The organism is Methanoculleus sp. UBA413, assembly GCF_002502935.1.
Classification (GTDB): domain Archaea; phylum Halobacteriota; class Methanomicrobia; order Methanomicrobiales; family Methanoculleaceae; genus Methanoculleus; species Methanoculleus bourgensis.
Map to the genome: position 1 here is coordinate 13,791 of NZ_DAQR01000063.1, position 21,230 is coordinate 35,020.

20 protein-coding genes and 1 tRNA gene are annotated in these 21,230 nt (G+C 61.6%); 9 read left to right on the plus strand and 12 right to left on the minus strand.

Going from position 1 to position 21,230, the window contains the following annotated elements:
- On the minus strand, positions 1-452 hold a 452-nt coding region (locus BP858_RS04770; RefSeq protein ID WP_286878985.1), incomplete at its 3' end, for a carbamoyl-phosphate synthase domain-containing protein.
- A 144-nt stretch (positions 453-596) separates the two neighbouring features.
- Here BP858_RS04770 and BP858_RS04775 point away from each other — a divergent pair.
- The gene (locus BP858_RS04775; protein WP_074175630.1) at positions 597-1,478 is read left to right on the plus strand and encodes a flavodoxin family protein; all 882 of its coding nucleotides are present in this window, start codon (positions 597-599) and stop codon (positions 1,476-1,478) included.
- 27 nt (positions 1,479-1,505) lie between these two features.
- Entirely contained in the window at positions 1,506-1,850 is a 345-nt protein-coding gene (locus tag BP858_RS04780; RefSeq protein WP_062264820.1) for a hypothetical protein, read from the plus strand.
- Here the strand turns inward: BP858_RS04780 and BP858_RS04785 are convergent.
- From BP858_RS04785 to BP858_RS04820, 8 genes are all read right to left on the minus strand, one after another.
- A complete protein-coding gene (locus BP858_RS04785) occupies positions 1,847-2,428 on the minus strand; it encodes a carbonic anhydrase (RefSeq protein WP_074175632.1) in 582 nt (193 codons plus the stop codon). The two genes, BP858_RS04780 and BP858_RS04785, sit on opposite strands and share 4 nt — an antisense overlap.
- 511 nt (positions 2,429-2,939) lie before the next feature.
- On the minus strand, positions 2,940-4,583 hold the full coding sequence (gene ilvD / locus BP858_RS04790; RefSeq protein WP_074175633.1) for a dihydroxy-acid dehydratase: 1,644 nt from the start codon (positions 4,581-4,583) through the stop codon (positions 2,940-2,942).
- A gap of 238 nt (positions 4,584-4,821) precedes the next feature.
- The gene (cobA, locus tag BP858_RS04795; RefSeq protein WP_074175634.1) at positions 4,822-5,622 is read right to left on the minus strand and encodes a uroporphyrinogen-III C-methyltransferase; all 801 of its coding nucleotides are present in this window, start codon (positions 5,620-5,622) and stop codon (positions 4,822-4,824) included.
- Complete coding sequence (gene hemC / locus BP858_RS04800; RefSeq protein WP_286878987.1) at positions 5,619-6,503, minus strand: hydroxymethylbilane synthase; 885 nt, start codon at positions 6,501-6,503, stop codon at positions 5,619-5,621. Before hemC ends, cobA begins: the two co-directional genes overlap by 4 nt.
- The gene (hemL, locus tag BP858_RS04805) at positions 6,488-7,735 is read right to left on the minus strand and encodes a glutamate-1-semialdehyde 2,1-aminomutase (RefSeq protein ID WP_062264811.1); all 1,248 of its coding nucleotides are present in this window, start codon (positions 7,733-7,735) and stop codon (positions 6,488-6,490) included. The genes hemC and hemL overlap by 16 nt, the downstream gene beginning before the upstream one ends.
- Positions 7,722-8,705, minus strand: coding sequence for a porphobilinogen synthase (gene hemB, locus BP858_RS04810; RefSeq protein ID WP_286878988.1), 984 nt, complete (start codon positions 8,703-8,705; stop codon positions 7,722-7,724). The genes hemL and hemB overlap by 14 nt, the downstream gene beginning before the upstream one ends.
- Positions 8,684-9,955: a glutamyl-tRNA reductase gene (gene hemA / locus BP858_RS04815; protein WP_281767759.1), complete on the minus strand. Its 1,272-nt coding sequence runs from the start codon at positions 9,953-9,955 to the stop codon at positions 8,684-8,686. The genes hemB and hemA overlap by 22 nt, the downstream gene beginning before the upstream one ends.
- A complete protein-coding gene (locus tag BP858_RS04820; RefSeq protein WP_281767758.1) occupies positions 9,948-10,574 on the minus strand; it encodes a precorrin-2 dehydrogenase/sirohydrochlorin ferrochelatase family protein in 627 nt (208 codons plus the stop codon). Before BP858_RS04820 ends, hemA begins: the two co-directional genes overlap by 8 nt.
- Before the next feature lie 153 nt (positions 10,575-10,727).
- On the opposite strand from BP858_RS04820, the gene BP858_RS04825 reads away from it, so the two are divergent.
- The 4 genes from BP858_RS04825 (at position 10,728) to BP858_RS04840 (ending at position 14,147) form a co-directional block, all read left to right on the plus strand.
- Positions 10,728-11,672, plus strand: a complete 945-nt coding sequence (locus BP858_RS04825) for a DUF7544 domain-containing protein (protein WP_281767757.1) — start codon at positions 10,728-10,730, stop codon at positions 11,670-11,672.
- A 410-nt stretch (positions 11,673-12,082) separates the two neighbouring features.
- Complete coding sequence (locus tag BP858_RS04830; RefSeq protein WP_286878989.1) at positions 12,083-13,003, plus strand: DUF7544 domain-containing protein; 921 nt, start codon at positions 12,083-12,085, stop codon at positions 13,001-13,003.
- Positions 13,004-13,151: 148 nt separating this feature from the next.
- The gene (locus BP858_RS04835; protein WP_281767755.1) at positions 13,152-13,913 is read left to right on the plus strand and encodes a PrsW family intramembrane metalloprotease; all 762 of its coding nucleotides are present in this window, start codon (positions 13,152-13,154) and stop codon (positions 13,911-13,913) included.
- Between the two features lie 162 nt (positions 13,914-14,075).
- Positions 14,076-14,147 (plus strand) — tRNA-Gly (locus tag BP858_RS04840).
- A gap of 153 nt (positions 14,148-14,300) precedes the next feature.
- On the opposite strand, the gene BP858_RS04845 is transcribed toward BP858_RS04840, so the two are convergent.
- Both BP858_RS04845 and BP858_RS04850 read right to left on the minus strand, forming a co-directional pair.
- Positions 14,301-14,465 carry a type II toxin-antitoxin system HicA family toxin gene (locus tag BP858_RS04845; protein ID WP_197671624.1) on the minus strand — a complete coding sequence of 55 codons (165 nt, stop codon included), beginning with the start codon at positions 14,463-14,465 and terminating at the stop codon, positions 14,301-14,303.
- 236 nt (positions 14,466-14,701) lie between these two features.
- The gene (locus BP858_RS04850) at positions 14,702-15,328 is read right to left on the minus strand and encodes a winged helix-turn-helix transcriptional regulator (RefSeq protein WP_286878990.1); all 627 of its coding nucleotides are present in this window, start codon (positions 15,326-15,328) and stop codon (positions 14,702-14,704) included.
- 938 nt (positions 15,329-16,266) lie between these two features.
- Between BP858_RS04850 and BP858_RS04855 the strand changes: the two genes are divergently transcribed.
- Together BP858_RS04855 and BP858_RS04860 are read left to right on the plus strand one after the other, a co-directional pair.
- Positions 16,267-17,151, plus strand: coding sequence for a hypothetical protein (locus BP858_RS04855; protein ID WP_145916372.1), 885 nt, complete (start codon positions 16,267-16,269; stop codon positions 17,149-17,151).
- A gap of 222 nt (positions 17,152-17,373) precedes the next feature.
- A complete protein-coding gene (locus tag BP858_RS04860) occupies positions 17,374-18,798 on the plus strand; it encodes an amino acid permease (RefSeq protein ID WP_074175642.1) in 1,425 nt (474 codons plus the stop codon).
- Between the two features lie 299 nt (positions 18,799-19,097).
- Here BP858_RS04860 and fae read toward each other — a convergent pair whose 3' ends face one another.
- A complete protein-coding gene (gene fae, locus BP858_RS04865) occupies positions 19,098-19,601 on the minus strand; it encodes a formaldehyde-activating enzyme (protein ID WP_014867802.1) in 504 nt (167 codons plus the stop codon).
- Positions 19,602-19,983: 382 nt separating this feature from the next.
- Here fae and BP858_RS04870 point away from each other — a divergent pair, with 382 nt between their 5' ends.
- Positions 19,984-21,087 carry an inositol-3-phosphate synthase gene (locus BP858_RS04870; protein ID WP_074175643.1) on the plus strand — a complete coding sequence of 368 codons (1,104 nt, stop codon included), beginning with the start codon at positions 19,984-19,986 and terminating at the stop codon, positions 21,085-21,087.
- Positions 21,088-21,230: the final 143 nt, after the last annotated feature.

A 21,230-nucleotide genomic window follows, 5' to 3' on the forward strand; every position in this document is an offset into this window, starting at 1 on the left:
TCGAGATCGCTGAGCGGGGGGGCGGCCCGGGCGTGCCTGACCGCTTCGTCGCCGTCCTCGCTACCGACGATGAGAGATGCCCGGAGCGTGCCGACCGTCCGGGTCTTTATCGTCAGGTTGCGGGTATCGACGTCCGATATACCCAAAAGACCGTTCTCTTCAAAATATTCTGCAACCGAGGGTTTTGTTGTTGGTGTGCGAGAGATCTCGCGCGCGACCAGAGCCCGTGCGCGGACCCCTGAACTCTCAAAATTCTGATGATCTACGCCATAATTCCCGATAAGAGGATACGTAAACATCAATATCTGCCCGGCATAACTGGGGTCTGTTAACGCCTCCATATAACCGGTCATCTGCGTGGAAAAGACGAGTTCACCGGAACAGATCCCCTCGACGCCAACACCACTCCCTACAACAAATGTTCCGTCTTCAAGACCCAGAACCGCCTTCATGAATTACCATATCATGTGGAACAGATTCCTTATTAACCGTAATGCCGGATCAAAACGCATCCCCGGAAACCGGGCCGGGAACCCGGAAACGCGAGCCAATCCTGCCCCGAAACGCGGCGTTGGCACGGCACCAGGTGACGCGCGATGAACGAGAGCGCGACAGAGAAGACCCTGACGATTGAGACCCCGGAAGGGACGTTTACCGTCAGGCTCATCCTCGATGACCTTGGGAAGATCTACCCGGGCATGGTCAGGTATACCGTCGAGGTCCTCTACGGCACCGAGCCGGTCTACACCTACGCCATCAACTCCTACGAGGTGCCGCCCGGCTCACTCTTTGAGACCCGGAAGGTGGCTGAGATCGTCTTCGCGCGGCTCGCGCATGATGTTGTGTCCCGTCCGAAGACCTACACCCGCCCAAGGGTTTTTACCCGCCCGCTCCCGGGCAGGGGGACCTACGATGTCGTCATCCTGCAGGGGAGCCCACGAAGGTTCGGGAACTCCGCCCGGGCCGCGTCATGGTGCGATGACGAGGCTGACCGGGCCGGCCTCTCTTCCCGCGTCTTCTTTCTGCAGGAGATGAATATCAGGCCGTGCATCGGCTGCTATACCTGTTACAACTACGGTTACTGCCCAATAGATGATGATATGCCCTGGATCATCCGGGCTCTCGAATCCGCGTCCATCGTCGTCGTCTGCACGCCGGTCTACACCAGCACCGTCCCGGCCGGCCTGAAGGCGGTGATGGACCGGTGCCAGTGGCTCCACGCCCGGGAGAAGATCCTGGGAAAGGAGGTCCGCGCCCGGGGCCTGCTCATCGCTGTCGCGGGACGACGGGGGAGAGAGCCGTTTGCCTGCGTAACACCCGTGGTCAACGCGTTTATGGAGAACCTTGGCATCCGGCCCACAGGATCGGTGCTGGTCGGCAACCTTGACCGGGCCCGGGATATCAGAAAGATCGAGGGGGTTGAGGATGAGATCAGGTCGGCGCTGCGTGCGCTGCTTGGGCCTGGGGCCGAAGGATAATATCCTCGAATCCCCCACCGATGATGCATGGCAGAAGTGACTGTTGAGATTTTCGGGCTCGCGGAGTCGGATTGCGGCCCGTTCCCCTGCGATGAGACAAGATCCTGCGGGCTTGAGACCTGTTATCCCTCAAACCGCCTGATGGATGCCATCGGCGCCCTGCGCGACGAACTCCTCGCTGAGTACGGGGATAAAATTGAGGTGAAGATGACACTGATCGACGAGGAGATGCCCGAATACGTCAGGGAGCTCATCGAGGAGCGCCACCCGCCTATCCCGATCGTTCTTGTCAACGGGCGGCTCACGTCGATCGGGAGGGTCTCGCTCGGCCTGATAAAAGAGGAGATTGAGTATGCCCTTGAGGAGTCCTAGAATATCTTCTTCAACTCTCCGGTCGCAAGGTCGAAGTACAGGCCGTGAAGCCGGACCCGTCCCTCTTTTTCCGCAGCCCTGACCGGCGGGTAGGTGCGGAGGTGCTCAAGCTGCAGGCCGACGTTCTCGATCTCGATGAGCCGCCGGCGGAGGTCTTCTTCTTCCGGGGTCTTTGGCACCTGGATCCTGGTCTCGACACGGCGTTTCGCCTCCATCGCGTTGTTCAGCCAGAGCGGGACGTATGCGTCGTCACTCTCGTGATCGAGTCCCTTTATGGCGCCGCAGTCCGAGTGCCCGCAGATGACGATGTCACCGACCTGGAGATGGTTGAGCGCGTACTCAAGCACAGTCGCGAAGTTCCAGTCATGGACCGGGACGATGTTGCCGATGTTTCGCTGCACAAAAATCTCGCCGGCCTGCGCACCGGTGATGCGTTCGGGATCTACTCTTGAGTCTGAGCACCCGATCCAGAGGACCACCGGGTGCTGGCTTGATGCCAGGGCATTGTAATGATCAGGGTTCTTCCCAAAGTCTTCTTCCCTGAATCGTTCGTTTCCCTCGAGAAACTTCTCTATCATCTCTCATACTCCATTTGATGATAATACAGGCGACCGCCAAGACGGGTGCGCCTGGAGAGTGGGTTTGCGCCCCAGGGTTTAAAAATACATACAGCTGGATTTTGCAGGGTGAGGGAGGGGGCATGAACAGGGCGCAAATCGACGGCGTTTCTGCCAGGAAGGGGGCTTGACACGCCGGAACATCCCTGTGCATCAGTGCATGGATCGGAGGTTTAGGGGGGCTGAACGCACCACGATGGAGAGGCCAGTGCAGTTAACAAATAACTTTTGTTAACCGAAAGTGATTGAAGGCCTGACCACGGCGCCGGCGAGGGGTATGCGCTCCCTCCAAAGAGGGGGAGCAGACTCTCTCGAACCACCCCTCTTCCGGGAAAACTCATGGGGTGTTGCCCTGGCTGAACCAATAGAGATTGGTGCCCCGACCGTAGTGGCTAATCCCTGGGGGAGGGGGCCGGCCCCCACCACGAAGGGACACGGTTCGCTCCCCACCTCATGGGTGGGGGATGAGTGATTACCTCTGGACGGCGCCGAGGTTCGCCTGCTCGACGGTCCGGGCGTACCGGGCGAGCACGCCCGCGAGCCGGCGCACCGGCGGCTTCCAGGCCCGCTGCCGATCCTCCAGGGTCTCTGGATCGACCGAGAGGTCGAGGCGTTTTGCGTAGAGGTCGATCACGATCTCATCGCCGTCCTCCACGAGGGCGATCGGCCCGCCGACTGCGGCCTCCGGGGCGACGTGCCCGATGCACGGTCCCCGGGTGCCGCCCGAGAAGCGGCCGTCGGTCACCAGAGCGACCCGGGCGTAGCCAAGCCCCATCAGAGCGGACGTCGGTGAGAGCATCTCAGGCATCCCCGGCCCTCCCCGCGGCCCCTCGTAGCGGATCACCACAACGTCGCCCTCCATGATCTCGCGGTGGAGGATCGCCTCCATCGCTGCCGCTTCGCCGTCAAAGACCCGGGCCGGGCCCTGGTGCCGCCACATCTGCTCCGGGACCGCGGCGCACTTGACGACAGCGCCGTCGGGGGCGAGCGACCCTCGCACAATCTTCAGGCCGCCGGCAGGGCTGACCGGGGCGTCGGCCGTCCTGATCACGTCCGGGTCGGCGACCCGCGCGTCTCTCGCGATCTCGAGGATTGAGTGGCCCGAGACCGTCGGGGCGTCGTCGAGGTAGCGCTTGAGCATCGCGAGGACCGCAGGGATACCCCCTGCCCGGTAGAGGGCGAGCATCGAGTGCGGGCCGCCGGGCTGCATATGGCAGATATGCGGGGTCTCCTCACCGATGGTGTTGAAGGTCTCAAGGTCGAGGGGGACGCCTGCCTCCCGGGCGACGGCCATCAGGTGGAGCACCGTGTTCGTCGACCCACCGAGCGCCATATCCACCCTGATGGCGTTTGCAAGACTCGTCGGGGTGATGATCTCCCGCGGGCGGATACCCTCCCGGACGAGGTCGACCGCCCGCTCCCCGCTCTCCCGGGCAATGCGGAGCTTTGCGGCGTCGACCGCAGGGATGGCCGCACAACCGGGAAGAGAGAGGCCCAGCGCCTCGGTCACGCATGCCATGGTGTTTGCGGTGTAGAGCCCCTGGCAGCTCCCGCACCCGGGCATCGCCGCACACTCGAGTTCACCGAGTTCCTCCTCGCTCATGGTGCCGGCCGCGACGCGGCCCACGCCCTCAAAGACGTCGATCAGGGAGAGTTCCCGGCCCGCTGCGTAGCCTGGGAGCATCGGGCCGCCGGTGACGACGATCGTCGGGATGTTGCACCGCACCGCCGCCATGAGCATGCCGGGGACGATCTTGTCGCAGGTGCCGACACAGACCAGGCCGTCGAACCGGTGCGCCTCGGCCATCAACTCGACGGCGTCGGCGATGTTCTCCCGTGACGGGAGCGAATACCGCATTCCCTCGTGGCCCATGGCGATCCCGTCGCAGATACCGATGGTCCCGAACTCGAACGCGACCCCGCCCGCCGCCGCCACGCCCTCCTGCACCTTCTGCGAGAGGGACCGGAGGTGGATGTGCCCGGGGACGACCGTGTTATACGCGTTTGCTATCCCGATGAAGGGCTGACCCATCTCCCGGTCGGTCACGCCGAGCGACCTGAGCAGCGCCCGGTTCGGGGCGCGCTGATAGCCGATCTTTACCGTCTCACTCCGCATGGTAATTCTCATGGAAGTGTAAGCGCGCCGGGGGAAAAGAGTGTTTCTGTTGTGGGTCGGGACGGGTCTTTCGCGGGCAACGCGTGAGACTCTGGTGCCTCCCGGTACCGAAAACTCACGCGAAGACGCGAAGAGCGCGAAGGGGACCAGTCTCAGGCCTTGTTCTTCGCGACCTTCGCGGGCAACGCGTGAGGCTCGATCACCCCCAGTACTGAAAAATCACGCGAAGGCGCGAAGGTTACCTGTCTCCAGCCTTGTTCTTCGCGTCTTCGCGGCCTTCGCGTGAGGCTCTAGTGCCTCCCGGGACCGAGCCCTCGTCGTAGAGATTCACGACGCCCCCGATGACGATCACCGCCGGGGGCCGGACGCCGACAGCACGGGCTTTCCCGGCGATGTCGGCGAGAGTCCCGACCGTCACGCGCTGGTCGGGCCGGAGTCCCCGCTCGATGATCGCTACCGGGGTCTGGGGGTCTTTCCCGTGTTCGGTGAGCGCCGCTGCAATTGCCGGGAGGTTCTTCACCCCCATCAGGACCACAAGGGTCCCCTTCAGGCGTGCGAGGACCTCCCAGTCGAGGGCCGACTCGGGCTTTGTTGGATCCTCGTGGCCGGTGATGAAGGTCACCTGCGATGCATACCGCCGGTGGGTGACCGGGATGCCGACCATCTCGGGGACGGCGATGGCGCTTGTGACGCCCGGCACCACCTCAACCTGGATGCCGTGCTCCCGGAGCACCTCGATCTCCTCCCCGCCGCGGCCGAAGAGGAAGGGGTCGCCCCCTTTCAGGCGCACGACCGTCTTCCCCTCCCTCACACGCTCGACCATCAACGCCTCGATCTCGTGCTGCTCCAGCGTGTGATTGCCGCCGTACTTCCCGCAGTCGATCAGTTCAGCACCTTCCGGGAGCGTTGAGAGGACCTCCTCCCCCGGGAGCTGGTCGTAGAGGACCACGTCCGCCCCGTCGATCACCTCACGCGCCCTCATCGTCAGGAGGCCGAGCCCGCCCGGGCCCGACCCTACAAGATACGCTTTTCCAGTCATGATTTCAACCCCAGCGCCGCCCGCGCTTCCCTGATCAGGTCTCCCGCCTTCTCGCGCAGGGCCCGCCCGCACTCCCGGGCCTCTTCGGGCGTCGCGACGTGCCGCTCGATCCGCTCCCACCGGGACCCGTCGAGCGCGAGCACCTCGGCGATCAGGTTCCCGTTCCGGCAGTAGATCCCCTGCGGGGTGAAGCACCCGCCGCCGACCTCCTCCATGACGGCACGCTCGATCGCCACGTCGAGACGGGTTGGCGCATGGTCGAGCGCCGCGAGGGGACCGGTGATCTCCGGGTCGTCCCGGCAGACGACCGCGACGGTCCCCTGGTTCGGCGATGGGACGAACCGGTCTGTAGGGAGAGCCTCCCCGGGCAGCCGGAGCCCGAGGCGCTCGAGACCGGCCTCGGCAAGCATGATGGCGTCGTACTGCCCCTCGTGGAGTTTCCTGATCCTGGTATCGACGTTCCCCCGCAGTTGCTTCACCTCAAGCGTCGGGTCGTCGCGGAGGACCTGGGCGCGGCGCCTGGTGCTCGACGACCCGATGACGCGGACCGCATCGAGGGGGCATTCGTGCGCAAGGAAGTCAGCGGGAGAGTCCCGCTCGAGCACCGCGCAGCAGGCAAGCCCGGCCGGGCGGGCTGCCGGGATATCCTTCATGCTATGCACCGCGGCATCGATCTCGCCCCTGAGGATCGCATCGTCAAGCGCCCTGACAAAGACCCCCTGCCCCCCGATGGCATGGAGCGGGACGTGCGTCGCAGTGTCGCCCGCAGTCGTGATCGTGATGATCTCTGCCTCGATACCACGGTCGGCGAGCATGCCGACCACATTCTCAGTCTGGACAAGCGCAAGAGCGCTCCCCCGTGTGCCTATGCGAAGAGACATGACCCGTATGCATCCGCTATCTGTTCGATATCCGCTTGTGTGTGCGCAGCAGAGAGGAAGTTCGTCTCGAACTGCGACGGTGGGAGGAAGATTCCTGCATCAAGCATCGCCTTCCAGAACCGCGAAAACGCCTCGGTGTCGCACTCCTTGACCTCCCGGTAGTTCCGTGGGGCCGAGTCCCTGAAGAAGTGCTTGAAGACCGATCCTATCCTGACGAACGAGCCCTGGTGCGCATCGACGGCGACCTCCTCGATCGCCCGCGTGGCGTCGTCAAGCCTTCGATAGATCTCAGGGTGGTCGTGGAGGTAGCGGAGAGCCGCAGATCCCGCCGCGAGGCTTGCCGGGTTGCCGCTGAACGTCCCGGCCTGGTAGACCGGCCCTGAGGGAGCGACCAGTTCCATGATATCGCGCCGCCCGCCGAAAGCCCCGATGGGGAGACCGCCGCCGATGATCTTGCCGAAGGTGGCGATATCAGGCTTCACCCCGTAGAGCACCTCAGCGCCGCCGATACCGACCCGGTAGCCGGTGATCACTTCATCGAGGATGAGGAGGACGTCGTGGGCGGCGGTGATCTCCCGCACGTCGGCGAGGTAGCCGTCGTCGGGGAGCACCGGCCCGACGTTCCCCATGATCGGCTCAAGGATGAACGCGGCGACGTCATCGTTCCCGGAGAGGAGTTTCTCCAGCGCCTCGGGGTCGTTGTACGGGACCTGCCGCGTGTGCGCCACAAGGTCAGCGACGACGCCTGCGGAGTCGGGCACCCCAAGGGTGGTCGCCCCCGATCCGGCCTTCACGAGGACCGCATCGTGAGCGCCGTGGAACCCGCCCTCGACCTTGATGATATCCTGCTTCCCGGTGTAGCCCCGGGCGAGCCTGATCGCAGCCATCGTCGCCTCAGAACCCGACGAGACGAACCTGACCATATCGATTCCCGGGTGGTCGCCGGTGATGATCTCAGCAAGGTCGATCTCAAGGGGCGAGGGCGTGCCGTAAAGCCAGCCCTTCTCGAGCTGCCGTTCGATCGCCTCCCTGACCACCGGGTGAGCATGGCCGAGGATGAGGGGGCCGTAGCCGAGGCAGCAGTCGATGAGATCGGCCCCGTCGACGGTCGTAAGGTGCGAGCCCGCCGCCCGCTCCACATAGAACGGGTAGGGCTTGATGGCCCTGACCGGACTGCTGACACCGCCCGGCATCAGGGTCTTTGCGCGTGCGAAGAGGTCACTGCTCTTCATCGAGCCACCTCGCAGCCTCTTCGGCGAAATACGTGATGACCAGGTCGGCCCCGGCGCGCTTGATGGCGGTGAGGCTCTCGAGGGCGACGGCCCGCTCGTCCAGCCAGCCCCGCTCTCCGGCCGCCTTGATCATCGCATACTCCCCGCTGACCTGGTAGGCCGCCACCGGCAGCCCGAACTCCGTCACTGATGCAAGGATATCAAGGTATATCCCGGCCGGCTTGACCATCAGGATATCTGCCCCTTCGGCTGCATCCAGTTCCGACTCCATAACCGCCTCACGTGCGTTCCCCGGGTTGATCTGGTAGGTCGTCCGGTCGCCGAACGAAAATCCCGAGTCTGCCGCGTCACGGAACGGCCCGTAGAGAGCGCTCGCAAACTTTGAGGAGTAGGACATAACGAGGACGTCCTGGTATCCGGCAGCGTCCAGTGCCCCCCGGATCGCCTGCACCATCCCGTCGAGCATGCACGACGGTGCGACGATATCGGCGCCGCTCTCTGCGTGGGAGACGGCGATCCGGGCCATCAGCGCAAGCGAAGGGTCGTTCTGGAGGTCAGGGCCGTCGGCGGTCTCGCCGATGATGCCGCAGTGGCCGTGGTCGGTGTATTCGCAGGCGCAGACGTCGGTAGCGACCGCCATCTGCCCCAATCGCTCCTTGATGATCCGGACGGCCCGCTGGACGACACCGTCCGCCGCGTAGGCTTCGGTCGCCTCGCTGTCTTTTTTGGCCGGGACCCCAAAGAGGATCACCGCCCTGATACCGGCGTCCCAGAGACGCTGGCAGTAGTCGGCGACCCCGTCCACCGGGTGCCGGAACTGCCCCGGCATCGATGGTATGGGTAGTGGTGTGCTGATCGATTCGTCTACGAAGACCGGCATAACGAGGTCGGTCTTCCGAAGTTCTGTCTCGCGGAGGAGCGGCTGGATTATCCGCCGCCGTATCCGCCTCATTCGTCGTTGTGGAAACATAATTCTCCCCGGGTAATCGCCCGAACAAGGGTTTCTGCCCTCTCCATATCACCGCACTCCGCGCTTGAGCGGATGGATGTGGTCACGTCTGAGAGGAGTTTCTTCGTGAGCACCCGCGAGAGATCGTCGATGATCGCTGCCGTGCGGGTATCCTCCTCCCCCAGACGGGCGAGCGCTCGGTCGCGTTCACGCGCCCTGATCGACTCAGCCCAGGTGTAGAGGAGGGCGAGCGTCTCGTCGGCCGCCGTCCGCCGGAGAAGCCTGATGAAGTGGTCGAGCTCCTCGTCGATGATCCCCCTGGCCCGGTCAGCCTCGCTCCTCCGGGAATCCATGGCGGCGTCATTGACGCTCCGGAGGTCGTCGATGGTGAAGAGGTGCACGCCCTCGATGGACCGCACCTCATCCTCGATGTCGCGGGGCTGGGCGATATCGATGAGGACCAGGTGGCGGGGATGCGGGTCGAGCGGCCAGAGGCGCTTCTCCATTACTCCCCTGACCTCCTCCGTGCGGATGACCGGATGTGGCGCGGCGGTGCAGGAGATGACGACGTCGGAGAGAGCGATGTAGCGGTAGAGGTCCTTGAAGTTGACCGCCCGCCCACCGATTTTGTCCGCAAGCACCACCGCGCGTTCATAGGTCCTGTTCGCGACGTAGATGGCGGTCAGGCCTTTGGCGGCAAGCGCCTGGGTCACCAGCAGTCCCATCTCCCCACTCCCGATGACCAGGATGTGCCGGTCACGTAAAGTGCCGAGGAGTCTTTCCGCAAGCGTCACGGCCGCGGAACCGACAGAGACCGCTCCCCGGTTGATCTGCGTCTGGCGCCGGATCCTGACCCCCACATGCACCGCCTTGTTGATGCAGAGTTTGATGGCGCCGCTGCAGGTTCCTGCCTCCTCCGTTGTTGCGAGCGCCTGCTTAAGCTGCCCGAGGATCTGGTCTTCACCGACGATCAGGGAGTCGATGCCTGCGGCAAGTTCCAGGAGGTGGCGGGGCACGTCCGCGCCCCCGATGACCATAAAGTCCTTCCGGCCCTGCTCCTGCAGGAACGCTTCAAGGCTCCGGGCATCGCCTTCCACCAGGACCTCGACGCGGTTGCAGGTCTGGAGCAGGAGCACGCCCTTGAACCGCTCCCGGGCCTCATGGAGGAACGCCACCTCGTCAGGGAACCGGAACGCCTCAAGCGTGGCGATATCTGCGATATGGTGGCTCAGACCCGCAAGCGCCAGCGGGGTTGTGAACGGTTCAGGCATGCAGGTACCTCTCCATCGCCAGAGTGCGTGCCCGATCATAGTCGGAGGCAAGCGTCCTCCAGATCTCTTCGTCCCGGAGTATGCTCCAGAGGGCATGAGACCGCTTTGCCTGCACCGGTTCGCTCTCCTTGAGCATCGAGCGCACCTCATCCTGCAGTTCGATCATCAGGTCAAGATCTGCATACTCCGCTTCGATCCGCATGCGGAGATACCGCGATACGGCAGGACTCTTTCCATGGGTGCTGATCGCGACCAGGTAGTTGCGGCCCCGGACGACCGAAGGGATGGTGACGTCGCCGGGTTCTCCGGCGGCGTTGTTAAAGAGGATACCCCTCTCAGCGCATATTCTCCCGATACGGTCGTTGAGTCCGGGGTCCGATGTCGCCGCTACCACGAGAAAGGCATCCTGCAGGAGGGTCCGAAGTTCCTCGTCCGCGAGGGTCGAGAGGTCGGCCTTCTGCCGCCTGATCGCGAGATCGTCGAGAGCCGGAGAGAAAGAACGGCTGATCACGGTCACCTCTGCCTCATGCTCAAAGTACGCAGCCTTCCGGGCACCGACGTCGCCTCCCCCAAAGATAAGCACCCTCCTGCCCGCCAGGTCAAGCATGAGAGGGATCATTCGTTCTATAGTGTGGTGAACAGACTACATTAAACTGTTGAAAAGCCCGTTTCCCCATGGAAGGGCAGGCATATCTCTGTGAGCCGGGTTGCGAAATCCGGCTCCCAAAAAGGAGGTTTTAACAGCGATTAGATCCTTCTCTCTGAGAGAACCATGGCTGAAGAGACATATGCATTCAGCAGGCTGGAAGGTGCGTTCCATCGCACGAAAAGCCTGCTCTGGCCGGTGAGGTGGGGCGTCTGGCTCCGCCTGGCCGTCGTCGCGCTCTTTCTGGGCGGCGGCATCAGTATGCCGGACATCTTCCAGTATCAATTTGATGGGAGTGATTTTGCGGCCGGCACGGCCGGGTCCTTCTCTGGCGTCGCGCCGATGGTCATACTGGGGATCATCGCCGTCGTACTGGGGATCGCCCTTCTCTGGACGCTGATCGGCGCTACGATGCAGTTTGTCTTCGTCGATATGCTCGCGACCGAGGATATCCACATCAGGCGCTTCTTCAGGGAGCGGCTTGGTAAAGGAGCAAGGCTCTTCCTCTTCGAGATCGCCCTCATCGCGGTTATGATCCTCGCCGTTGCGGCGTTCGTCTTCATGCTCATCGGGTTTGGGGGGGCCGGCCCCGGCGCTGCCACGTCGCTCCTGATTATTGCGCTTATACCGGTCATCCTGGTCGCAGCCCTCCTCTTCGGGCTCGTCTTCCTCCTGACCACCGACTTCGTCGTCCCGATCATGATCCGTGAGGACTGCGGTATCATCGCGGGCTGGCGGCGGCTCATCGGCATGATCGCCTCGCGTTTCTGGCAGACCGTCGTCTACGTCATCGTCAGGTTCGTGCTGGGGCTTGTTGCCGCGATCGCGCAGGCGATCCTGGTCATCCTCGCGCTGGTGGTCATCGCGATACCCTTTATCCTCGTCGGGATCGTGCTCCTCGCCGCGCTCCAGGAGAACATCGTGCTGCTCCTCGCCCTCGTCATTCCCTATCTTATCATCGCTATCCCGGTCGCGCTCCTGATCGCAGTGCCGTTCATCACGTTCTTCCGATACTACGCTCTGCTGGTGCTGGAAGGGCTTCTCCCTGAGTACCGGCTCCTCCCGGAGTAACCCTTTTTTCGGACGGAAATACTTCTCCCCGGCACTCCTGCGCCGCGGACGTCCAGCTTTCGGCCGGACCTGAAACTCTTCGCAGGCGGGCCCGTGGAAGAGAAGGGGCCTTTCGGTGTTGAGACCAGGAGCACCGGTCGGCACGGCCGTCGATCCGCTGGCACCGGAGACATCCTGCGCGCAAAAGTGCGCGGCCCCTTCAGGATGCCGAAGGTAGGTACCCTCCTGACCGCCAGGTCGAGCATGGGAGAGGGTTATTCATTCCGTGGGGCGGTGAACGGGCTCGCAATACGATGTTGAAAAACCGGTTTCGCCAGAGACCGGCGGGGGTTTGTCCGGAAGGATGGAGATGGGAGCCAGCCCGCAAAAAGAAGGCTTTAAGGCAGCAGGATCCTTTTCTTCATTATAGTATGTCTGAAGAGACGTATGCCCTTAGCAGACTGGATAGCGCCTTTGACCACGCGAAATCGCTGCTCTGGCCGGTGAGGTGGGGCGTCTGGCTCCGCCTGGCCGTCGTCGCGCTCTTTGTGGGATGCGGCATCGATTCACTGGGTAACTCCAATCTCCCATATGCTGCAGGTTCTCTTGTACTCGGATCAACCATGTCTGTCATGGCGTCCTCGATCGCCGCCTTCGTACTGGTGATCGCCCTTCTCTGGCTGCTCGCCGGCGCGACGATGCAGTTTGTCTTCGTCGATATGCTCGTGACGGGGGATGTCCGGATAAGGCGCTCATTTGGGGAGCGTGTCGGCAAAGGAGCAAGGCTCCTCCTCCTTCAGGGCGCCCTCGCGCTGCTTCCGGTCCTCACCGCTACGGCGTTTCTCTTCGCGCTCATCGGGGCAGGTCGCGGCGGCGTCCCATCGTTCCCGTTCTACGTGTTCATTCCGGTCATGCTGGTCGTAGCCCTCCTCTTCAGGATCGTCCTCCTCCTGACCACCGACTTCGTCGTCCCGATCATGATCTGTGAGGACTGCGGTGTTATCAGGGGCTGGCGGCGGCTGATCAGGATGACCTCGGCCGACTCACGACAGATTGCCATCTACATCGTCACCAGGCTCGTGCTGGGCTTCATCGTCGGGATCGTGCTGGCGGTCCTGGTCATCCTCACGCTGGTGGTCATCGCAATACCGTTCGTCCTCATAGGGACCATGCTTCCGGGCCCATTCCAGGCCGGGAACGATATATCGATCATCTCATCCCTCATCCCCTACCTTATCATCGCTATCCCGGTCGCGCTCCTGATTGCGGTGCCGTTCATCACGTTCTTCCGGTACTACGCTTTGCTGGTGCTGGAAGGGCTTCTCCCTGAGTACCGGCTCCTCCCGGAGTAACCCTTTTTTTCGGACGGAGACCGCCTGTCACCAGTCCCGGGCCTTTTCTGTCCGCCGGTGAGTCACAGGTACGCGTTTCTGGTGCCTGCAGTCCCTGGCATGAAACCGCCATGAGGCGCAGCCTCACGCGCGTTTCCGGGAATACGGTATGCATACCCGAAGCAACCCGGAAGAGAAAACCTCTTCCACCATCGAGACCAGAACTCTGGACGTCATGGTCGACGTCGAGCCGATGGTGATCCTTGCCCTGGCGCTGGGGCCGGGGGTCTTCTGGGCGTGGTACTTCTACCACCGAGACAAATTTGAGCCCGAGCCGGCGGCTCTGGTCATAAAGATCTTCCTCCTCGGCGTCCTCGTCACGTTTCCTGTGGCCTTTATCGAGGGGCTCTTCGGCCTCTTCATCGTATCCCAGCTGGTCAAGGGGGTCATCGTCGCGCCCGTCGTCGAGGAGTACGGGAAGTTCTGGGTTGTGCGCCGGTTCGCTTACCGGAATGTCGAGTTCGATGAACCGATGGATGGCATCGTCTACGCCGCTTCCGCCGCCCTCGGGCTTGCATCCCTCGAGAACGTCCTCTACGTCTTTGCGGCATACATGACGTCGCCGTCGCTTGCCATCGGCACGATCATCGTCCGGGCCATCTTCTCGGTCCCCGGGCACGCGCTCTTCTCCAGCGTCTGGGGTTACGCCCTCGGCCGGGCCAGGTTCATGGCCGCCGAACAGCGCAAAGGGGTCGTCCTCCGGGGGCTCGTTCTCGCCATGGTGCTGCACGGTATCTTCAACTTCCTGCTCTTCTCCACCGACGTGGTCGCCTATGCCATGCTCATCTTCATCCTAGTCCTGACACCGGGGTTATGGATACTTGCGGACAGAAACATCAGGAGTGCGCTTCGTTGGCGGGGGCGGCGGTAGGTTGCCGGTCTGCCTGCGCGGAGATGCGGCGATCAACCGCGGGAGAGCGCCCCGGGATGCCGAACCAGCAGGGACGGCACCGCCTGATCCAGGCCGTGATTCGATAGGCTTAATATTCAGGAAATCCCATGTTGTAAGGCACACAGTGCAAAGCACAAGCGTGCGCCGATAGTGTAGTGGTTATCACTAGGCGTTGCCAACGCCTAAACCCGGGTTCGAGTCCCGGTCGGCGCATCAGTACCTCTGGTTGGGTGCGCTCTTTTTCCAGGGTCTCTCCCACAGTGACTACCCTCTTGTGGGTGAGGGGACGCTCACTCCCGGGATGCTCACGTGCATCTAATACTCCACATCCCCGTCGCGGAGGAACAACCGGGGTGCGTGGGGATATTAGATGAGCGCGAGAAATCCATCGACGGTCATGCCCGCATCGGCGATCCGGGATGAGAGGAGTGCCGGAGAAGAGTGGTTGAGCATAATGACGTGGCTCCCGGTCTGACGTGCGACTCGCCATCCTACCTCTGAGGAGGCCTTGACCGCTTCTCTCCCGGACATAATCGGCAGCTTCCCCATACATTATAATGCCACGTCGGTCAGCCGCTCGCCAGGACGCTGCGTCACTCGTTCGTTCAGCACCTCAATGCATCCAGAGATAGTATCTTTAATGTTCTCGAGGGCCTCTTCAAGAAGTTTCACCCTGCGAGGGACATCCGGGAATTGCAGGACAACTCACAACGTACCCGCCATCCTCTGGATCTTCCCTGATGACAATATGGTTCTTTTCTAGCGTTTCATACGGTAACTCCTTCTTCGCCATCTCTTGGTGTCCTGTCATCTGCACCGTCATGGCCGGCCTCCTCCCTGAGGAGTCCCAGTGCCTCAGGCGTGAGATGATACCTCATCGTCTTCCCTTCTCGGTAGGGTTCGACGATCTCGTCGGCTATGAGACGTCTCATGTGCCAGAAAATCGATGGGGCTGAGATGCCGACGGCCACGGCAAGATCCTGCTGCGAGGGGCGATGAACCGCCAGGAGCAGGGAGAGAATCTGTCGCGTTGTATCGTTTTGCAGGTGAAGATGAACACTCCGGCCGACCGCGCCGGAGCCTTCGCCGGTTTTGAAATAGCCCACCTGGCCGCCCTGGCGGACCGCGACGATCATGCCCATCGATTTGAGGCGGCAAAGATGGTATTGAGCCGCCCCCCTCGCAACCCCGGAGGCATGGATCAGCGCTCCAAGCGAGATGCCCGGGTTTTGGCCGATACACTCATACAACCGTTTCCTGGAGTCATGGTCAAGGGCGTTCCTCCGCGAGATGCGCCGGTAGCCGAGAAAAGTCACTACAGTGAAGGAGTAAAGGAGTTCAGCAGGGAAGAGAAGCGCGGGAGAGATGAAGAGAAGCATCTCGACGAGCATCATGCGGGGCGGCAACTCCCAGAACGATATCTCGGTGAAATCATTGCCGCCTTCCGGCGGAGGGTCACCCAGCGGCGAAACCGTGTAGCCCCCCGGAGCCGCCGCAGGATAGACCAGGAAGAAGCATCCCGCAATGACGAACGCTACGAGGGTCCAGTACTTCATCTCTTCAATACCTCTGCGCCCCTGAAGACTGACCGGTAGTGAAATCCATCAGCACCATTCGAAGGTGTAGTCCTCGGTTCCGCGAACACTCTCACCATGGACGAGAAACGTCCATGTTCCGGGTTCCAACCCTCCGCTTTTGTGAATGGTTATACCTATCCGGCCGTCATCCGGAGGTGAAACGCCACTACAATGATCGTGGGCGAGCAGCGCCGGAATCAGGATATCACATGCAATATAATCCAGAAGTTTTGGAAGAGACACCTTAAATCTTCTGTGTAAATCGTCTAATCGTTAGAAGACGATTAGATGAACACCACGTAAACTATTTAGCGACGATGGGCTAACTGGTGGAGCGTGTACCTGATGCGGCATCCTGCAGAGGCTCAAAAATGGATTGGAATCTTTAAATCCCCTGCACGGAGACAACAGACATAACTCTGTGTCATACGTACCTGCCTGCTTTGCTTCAGGAGTATGACGATTCAGGAGTACTGACCATGAAACATGAGTATTCTCTGATAGTGCTTGCCTTGTTGCTCGCGGCATGTGTTTTCATTGTGCCGGTTACGGCTGAAGGATGGGATACGCCGTCCCTCAACGATTCTGATCTCCAGGATATGGGAGTTGTGAACGGGAGCCCCAACTGGGCCGGAATGCGAGACCTATCTCAATTTAGCAGGTACGAGCCTCAGGTTGAGGTGACGCCGCCGTCAAGGGAAACCCTGAAAAAAATGTATCCAAATATCATCTTTTACAACTCATCAGACCTGCCTATGCATGACATAGACTCTTCCGGGCAGGTATCGTTCAACCCGGATGGGAGTTTCACGGTGATCCGGACGGAGAGCGACGAGAGAGGGGCGACGGCAGCCGAGCCCACCCAGACGCTCCCTCCCGCGCCGGGGGGAGATCCCCTGATGGAGTTACGGGGTGCCCACCCGAACATTGAGAGAAACGCCGAGATCATGGAATACATTAGGACCTGCGGTCTCTCGAGCTGGTACGAGAGGCCCTACAACGCAACCTGCCGCTATGTCTACCTTGCCCCGGGCACGTCATGCTCGCAGACGCTGGTGTACCTGAACAGGGATGTCAACGAACGAGAGGACCATGACAGTATCGTATGGGTGGGCCTGGTCGACCGCGGCGAAGAACTCCCGGTAGAGGCGTCCGATCCGCTTGCCAGCCTCTCTGTCCGGTACCCACGGGTGATGGAGAATCCCGCAGTAGAAGCGTTCGTCAGGGAGGATAGACCGGAGCGCTGGGGTGAGGTGTTCGAGAACGAAACGACGGTACAGGTCTACCTCATCGCTGAGAACGTGACCTTCAGGGAGCTGATCGCTACCGTAGAGTCAGGGGCCGTCACTGGTGTGACGGCCCTTGATGAGCGGCACCTTGCGATCAACAAAACCGAAGCGCTGGCAATCGCCGGGGAGGATGTCTCCCCTGCCGCACAACTCGTTGATATCCATCTCCGGCTGAAAGACGGGAGGGTGGTGTGGATGGTCTCGTACACGGACGGTCCCGTCTATACCTCGATCCCGGTGGACGCCGGGGAGGCACCGGCACCGGGGGAGAAGGTTTCAGGCTTTGCCGCCGCCACAGCGGCCGGAGCGCTTCTGGTCCCGGCGACGGCACTGCACTGGAGAAGAAGATGACCTCACGAGGGTGATGCCCGCCACGGTCCATAGCATAGGGTGAAGCAGGAGAATAGGTCGCTTTTATGTGTACAGCCTCTCGCTCTGCCCCATGAACGCTCCACACCCCTTCGCGATCTTCCGCGTGATCCACGCCAGAACCCCCAATATAAGGTGCAATGCTCCGCTAGATACCCCCGTGCGGAATCTTTATAGCCCCTACCGCCTCCTCCCCCTGCTGTCATGGAGTTACAGCGGGGGCTCTCGCAGTTTGATCTAACGAACATCATCGTCGGGGCGATCGTCGGCGCCGACATCTACATCGCATCCGCCCTCACGGCGGGTCTCGTCGGTCCGTTCTCGATCATCCTCTGGGCGGTGGCCGGGCTCTTCGCCGCAACAATCGCGATGGTCTTTGCCTACTGCAGTTACTATGTTCCCCGCGTCGGCGGGCCGTTCGCCTACGTCTCGGAAGCGTTCGACGACTTCTACGGGTTTCTCACCGGCTGGAGCATGTGGATCGCTGAACTCCTAGCGCTCCCGGTCTTTGCGATAGCATTCACAAACTACCTCCAGGCACTCATCCCCCTCACCCCGGCCGCAGAGGTCGCTGTCCGGGCGCTCTTCATCGCCTCCCTGACGCTCGTCAACATCGTCGGCGTCCGGGCTGCAGGGAAGGTGAACGATGCTCTCACACTCATCAAACTCTCCCCCCTGCTCCTCCTCATCGTGGCCGGACTTGGCGTCTTCATCGTCCGGCCGGAGACGTTCGTCGCAAACTACACGCCCCTGCTCCCGCTCGGGCTTGAAAACGCCGCCCATGCACTCGTCCTGATCTTCTGGGCATACGCGGGGTTCGAGATGGGGACGCTCCCCGCCGGTGAGGTGCAGGACCCGCAAAAAGCCATCCCCCGCGCCATCACCAGCGGGATGCTGATCGTCTCCGTCTTCTACCTCCTCACGAACTTCGTCCTCTTCGGGCTCGTCAACTGGACCCTGCTCGACCAGAGCACCGTGCCGCTCGTCGTCGCCGGGACCGCTCTCTTCGGGTCGGCGGGGGCGCTCATCATGACGGTTGGCGCCCTCTTCTCAGTCTCGGGGTCGGACGAGTCCGGAATGCTCGGCAGCGCCCGGCTCGCGTACGCGATGGCGATCGACGGCCTCTTCCCCCGGGCGTTTGCCAGGGTTCACCCACGCTACGGCACACCCTATGTGGTCCTCATCGTCCAGGGAGCAATCGCGTTTGTCCTCTCTAACGTCGGAAACCTCTCCGGGCTGATATCGTTTGCCGTCCTCAACCTCGCGTTCTCGTTCCTGCTCACCTGCTTCGCCCTTATCGTTCTGCGGAGCGACGGTGATGTCAAACTCCGCGGCCAGCACATCCTCCCCCTTGCAGGCATCGCAATCTGCCTCTTCCTCCTCTTCTCCACCACGACCTTCGATAAGGTCATAGGGCTCCTGGTCATCCTCACCGGTATTCCGATCTACCTCTACTACTCACCAAAGGAAGACATATATCACCTCAAAGATCTCTTCCTCTCCGAAGAGGCTGTGCTCCGGCGAAGGCTCGAAGCAAAGGAGACTTATCTTGCAAACCTGCTTGGCATCATCCGCACAGTCTACCGGCGATTCAGGCGGTCAGATAGCCGCAAACTCCCTGGAAGGTGATGATAGGAACCGATCGCAGAAGAAAGGGGGGCAGCCGGATAGTCGATTTATTGTAGGGGCGGTCACGCGGTCTCTCGCGTTGCCGCGAAGTGCGCGAAGGGTAACAGTAGTGGACCATTTCCACCTTAACGTGAGGGTGCGTGGGAGTGATCGCCGGTTTCACGCGAAGACGCGAAGGCGCGAAGTCCGTGGGATTGTTCCGTCATCCTTCGCGTCTTCGCGCTCTTCGCGTGAGGCAACCCGGGGCGTGTGGGACATATGATGCCCCGGGATGACCGTTGGTTGCCGTGCAGGCTTAATCACGCAAAGGGATGCTTTGCGGTATCTTTCTTTGCGAGCACCTCGTTCATCTTCGGCTCGCCCGTGATCGCCCGGCGGATGGCGGTCTTTGTCGCCTCGTAGTTCCAGTCGTAGATCTTCTTCTTATCAGCCGCATCCCACTCGATGAAGACTGATGCGATGATGAGCAGATTATCGGCCTCAGACTCAGGGATGATACCCTCCGCAACGCTGTCCACCACCGCCTTCGCGACAGCGGCCTGTGCCGGGCCGAAGATCAGGAGAGCCTGAGTTGCGTTCTTGATCGTGACCTTGTTGACCATCAGCGTCGGGGGCTTTGCGGGAATGTTCGGGGTAAGAACGGCAAGCAGCGGCGTATGCCCCCGGGCAGGCGATGCGAGCGCCGTGACGAAGGCCTGCTCGACGCTGCTCCCCTTCTTCCCGATGACGAGATCGATGTGGGCAACCTCCGGCCCTTCGCCGACGAGCGCTTCTCCAATAAGTGCGTGTTCAAAATTAACCATAGTCTATCACCTCTTGAGTGTGGATAGTGTTGATATGGGGAGTGAGATGGAAAAAGATTGTGGAGAGGGGAGTAGATCGCTGCCGCGTGTGGTAAGCCCCGGGTTTCCGGTTGCTCCGGGCGGACTGCTCTGCGGGGCGAACCGGGCCATACACGGCTGCCAGGACTGCAGCGGCAACATTGCAGGGGCGTGCACGGCTCCCCACCCGGTGATGCGGGAAGCCGCTCTCCGGCGACGCTTCAACCATACTCTTATATTTTCCTCTGCAGTATGGTGAAAAGCGCAACTGTTATGCAATTGCGTTCTCTCAAGTAATGTTTAACGCACCCGTCGCAAGAGGGGGGTGCGTGAAGCAGCACACTAACTATACTGAGGGACTGACGTGGACTCGATCAGGATTGCAATTGTGGGCGTCGGGAACTGTGCCAGTTCGCTACTCCAGGGAATTGAATACTACAGGGGGAGAGATGAGGCCGATGCAACAGGGCTGATGCACTGGGACCTCTGCGGCTACCGGCCGTCTGATATAGAAGTGGCAGCAGCGTTTGATATCGATAAAAGGAAGGTCGGAAAAGACGTCTCTGAAGCGATATTCTCACCTCCGAACTGCACCACGGTCTTCTGTCCCAAGATACCAAAGACCGGGGCGACCGTCCGGATGGGGCGGGTGCTCGACGGCTTTCCGGAGCATATGCGGGGCTACAAGGAGGAGTCCAGGTTCGTGCTCGCCGATGAGGAGGAGGCGTCGGCTGAGGATATCGTCGGCGAACTCAAGGACTCGGGTGCCGAGATGCTACTCAACTACCTCCCCGTAGGGTCGGAGGAGGCCACACGGTTCTACGCCGGGTGTGCGCTGGAGGCGGGCATCGGGTTTATCAACAACATGCCGGCCTTCATCGCGAGCGACCCTGTATGGGCTGAGCGGTTCAGGGCAAAGGGCCTCCCGGTCATCGGCGACGACATCAAGGCCCAGCTCGGGGCGACGATCACTCACCGGGTCCTGGCCGACCTCTTCCGGCGGCGGGGCGTGAGGCTGGACCGGACCTATCAACTGAATACCGGCGGCAACACCGACTTTCTGAATATGCTCAACCGTGACCGCCTTGCCTCGAAGAGACAATCAAAGACCGAGGCGGTGCAGTCGGTCCTCGATCAGCCCCTCGATGATGACGACATCCATATCGGCCCAAGCGATTACGTTCGCTGGCAGAAGGACAACAAGGTCTGTTTCCTCCGCATGGAAGGAAGGCTCTTCGGCGACATCCCCATGCACCTCGACCTCCGCCTCTCGGTCGAGGATTCGCCCAACTCCGCTGGGATCGTCATCGACGCCATCCGTTGCTGCAGGGTCGCCCTCGACCGGGGCATCGGCGGCGCCCTCATATCCCCGTCCGCCTACTTCATGAAGCACCCGCCGGTGCAGGTGAGGGACGACGACGCCCAGCGCATGACCGAGGAGTTCATCCGGGGCGTGCGGGACCGCTGAGTGCATCGAGCCACCTTTGTGGGTAGTGCTTGTTGTCATCTTAAATGTAGAGTTCTCCCATCCCTCTTCCGGTCTCCCGCGTGCTTCCGCGTGAGGGGTAATCGAGAGTACCGACGTCTCACGCGAAGCCGCGAAGCCGCGAA

Excerpts from the sequence above, each read along its gene's own strand:
- BP858_RS04775 (WP_074175630.1), top strand. The coding sequence starts at position 597 with ATGAACGAGAGCGCGACAGAGAAGACCCTGACGATTGAGACCCCGGAA.
- BP858_RS04780 (WP_062264820.1), top strand. The coding sequence starts at position 1,506 with ATGGCAGAAGTGACTGTTGAGATTTTCGGGCTCGCGGAGTCGGATTGC.
- BP858_RS04785 (WP_074175632.1), bottom strand. The coding sequence starts at position 2,428 with ATGATAGAGAAGTTTCTCGAGGGAAACGAACGATTCAGGGAAGAAGAC.
- ilvD (WP_074175633.1), bottom strand. The coding sequence starts at position 4,583 with ATGCGGAGTGAGACGGTAAAGATCGGCTATCAGCGCGCCCCGAACCGG.
- cobA (WP_074175634.1), bottom strand. The coding sequence starts at position 5,622 with ATGACTGGAAAAGCGTATCTTGTAGGGTCGGGCCCGGGCGGGCTCGGC.
- hemC (WP_286878987.1), bottom strand. The coding sequence starts at position 6,503 with ATGTCTCTTCGCATAGGCACACGGGGGAGCGCTCTTGCGCTTGTCCAG.
- hemL (WP_062264811.1), bottom strand. The coding sequence starts at position 7,735 with ATGAAGAGCAGTGACCTCTTCGCACGCGCAAAGACCCTGATGCCGGGC.
- hemB (WP_286878988.1), bottom strand. The coding sequence starts at position 8,705 with ATGTTTCCACAACGACGAATGAGGCGGATACGGCGGCGGATAATCCAG.
- hemA (WP_281767759.1), bottom strand. The coding sequence starts at position 9,955 with ATGCCTGAACCGTTCACAACCCCGCTGGCGCTTGCGGGTCTGAGCCAC.
- BP858_RS04820 (WP_281767758.1), bottom strand. The coding sequence starts at position 10,574 with ATGATCCCTCTCATGCTTGACCTGGCGGGCAGGAGGGTGCTTATCTTT.
- BP858_RS04825 (WP_281767757.1), top strand. The coding sequence starts at position 10,728 with ATGGCTGAAGAGACATATGCATTCAGCAGGCTGGAAGGTGCGTTCCAT.
- BP858_RS04830 (WP_286878989.1), top strand. The coding sequence starts at position 12,083 with ATGTCTGAAGAGACGTATGCCCTTAGCAGACTGGATAGCGCCTTTGAC.
- BP858_RS04835 (WP_281767755.1), top strand. The coding sequence starts at position 13,152 with ATGCATACCCGAAGCAACCCGGAAGAGAAAACCTCTTCCACCATCGAG.
- BP858_RS04845 (WP_197671624.1), bottom strand. The coding sequence starts at position 14,465 with ATGTCCGGGAGAGAAGCGGTCAAGGCCTCCTCAGAGGTAGGATGGCGA.
- BP858_RS04850 (WP_286878990.1), bottom strand. The coding sequence starts at position 15,328 with ATGATGCTCGTCGAGATGCTTCTCTTCATCTCTCCCGCGCTTCTCTTC.
- BP858_RS04855 (WP_145916372.1), top strand. The coding sequence starts at position 16,267 with ATGCATGACATAGACTCTTCCGGGCAGGTATCGTTCAACCCGGATGGG.
- BP858_RS04860 (WP_074175642.1), top strand. The coding sequence starts at position 17,374 with ATGGAGTTACAGCGGGGGCTCTCGCAGTTTGATCTAACGAACATCATC.
- fae (WP_014867802.1), bottom strand. The coding sequence starts at position 19,601 with ATGGTTAATTTTGAACACGCACTTATTGGAGAAGCGCTCGTCGGCGAA.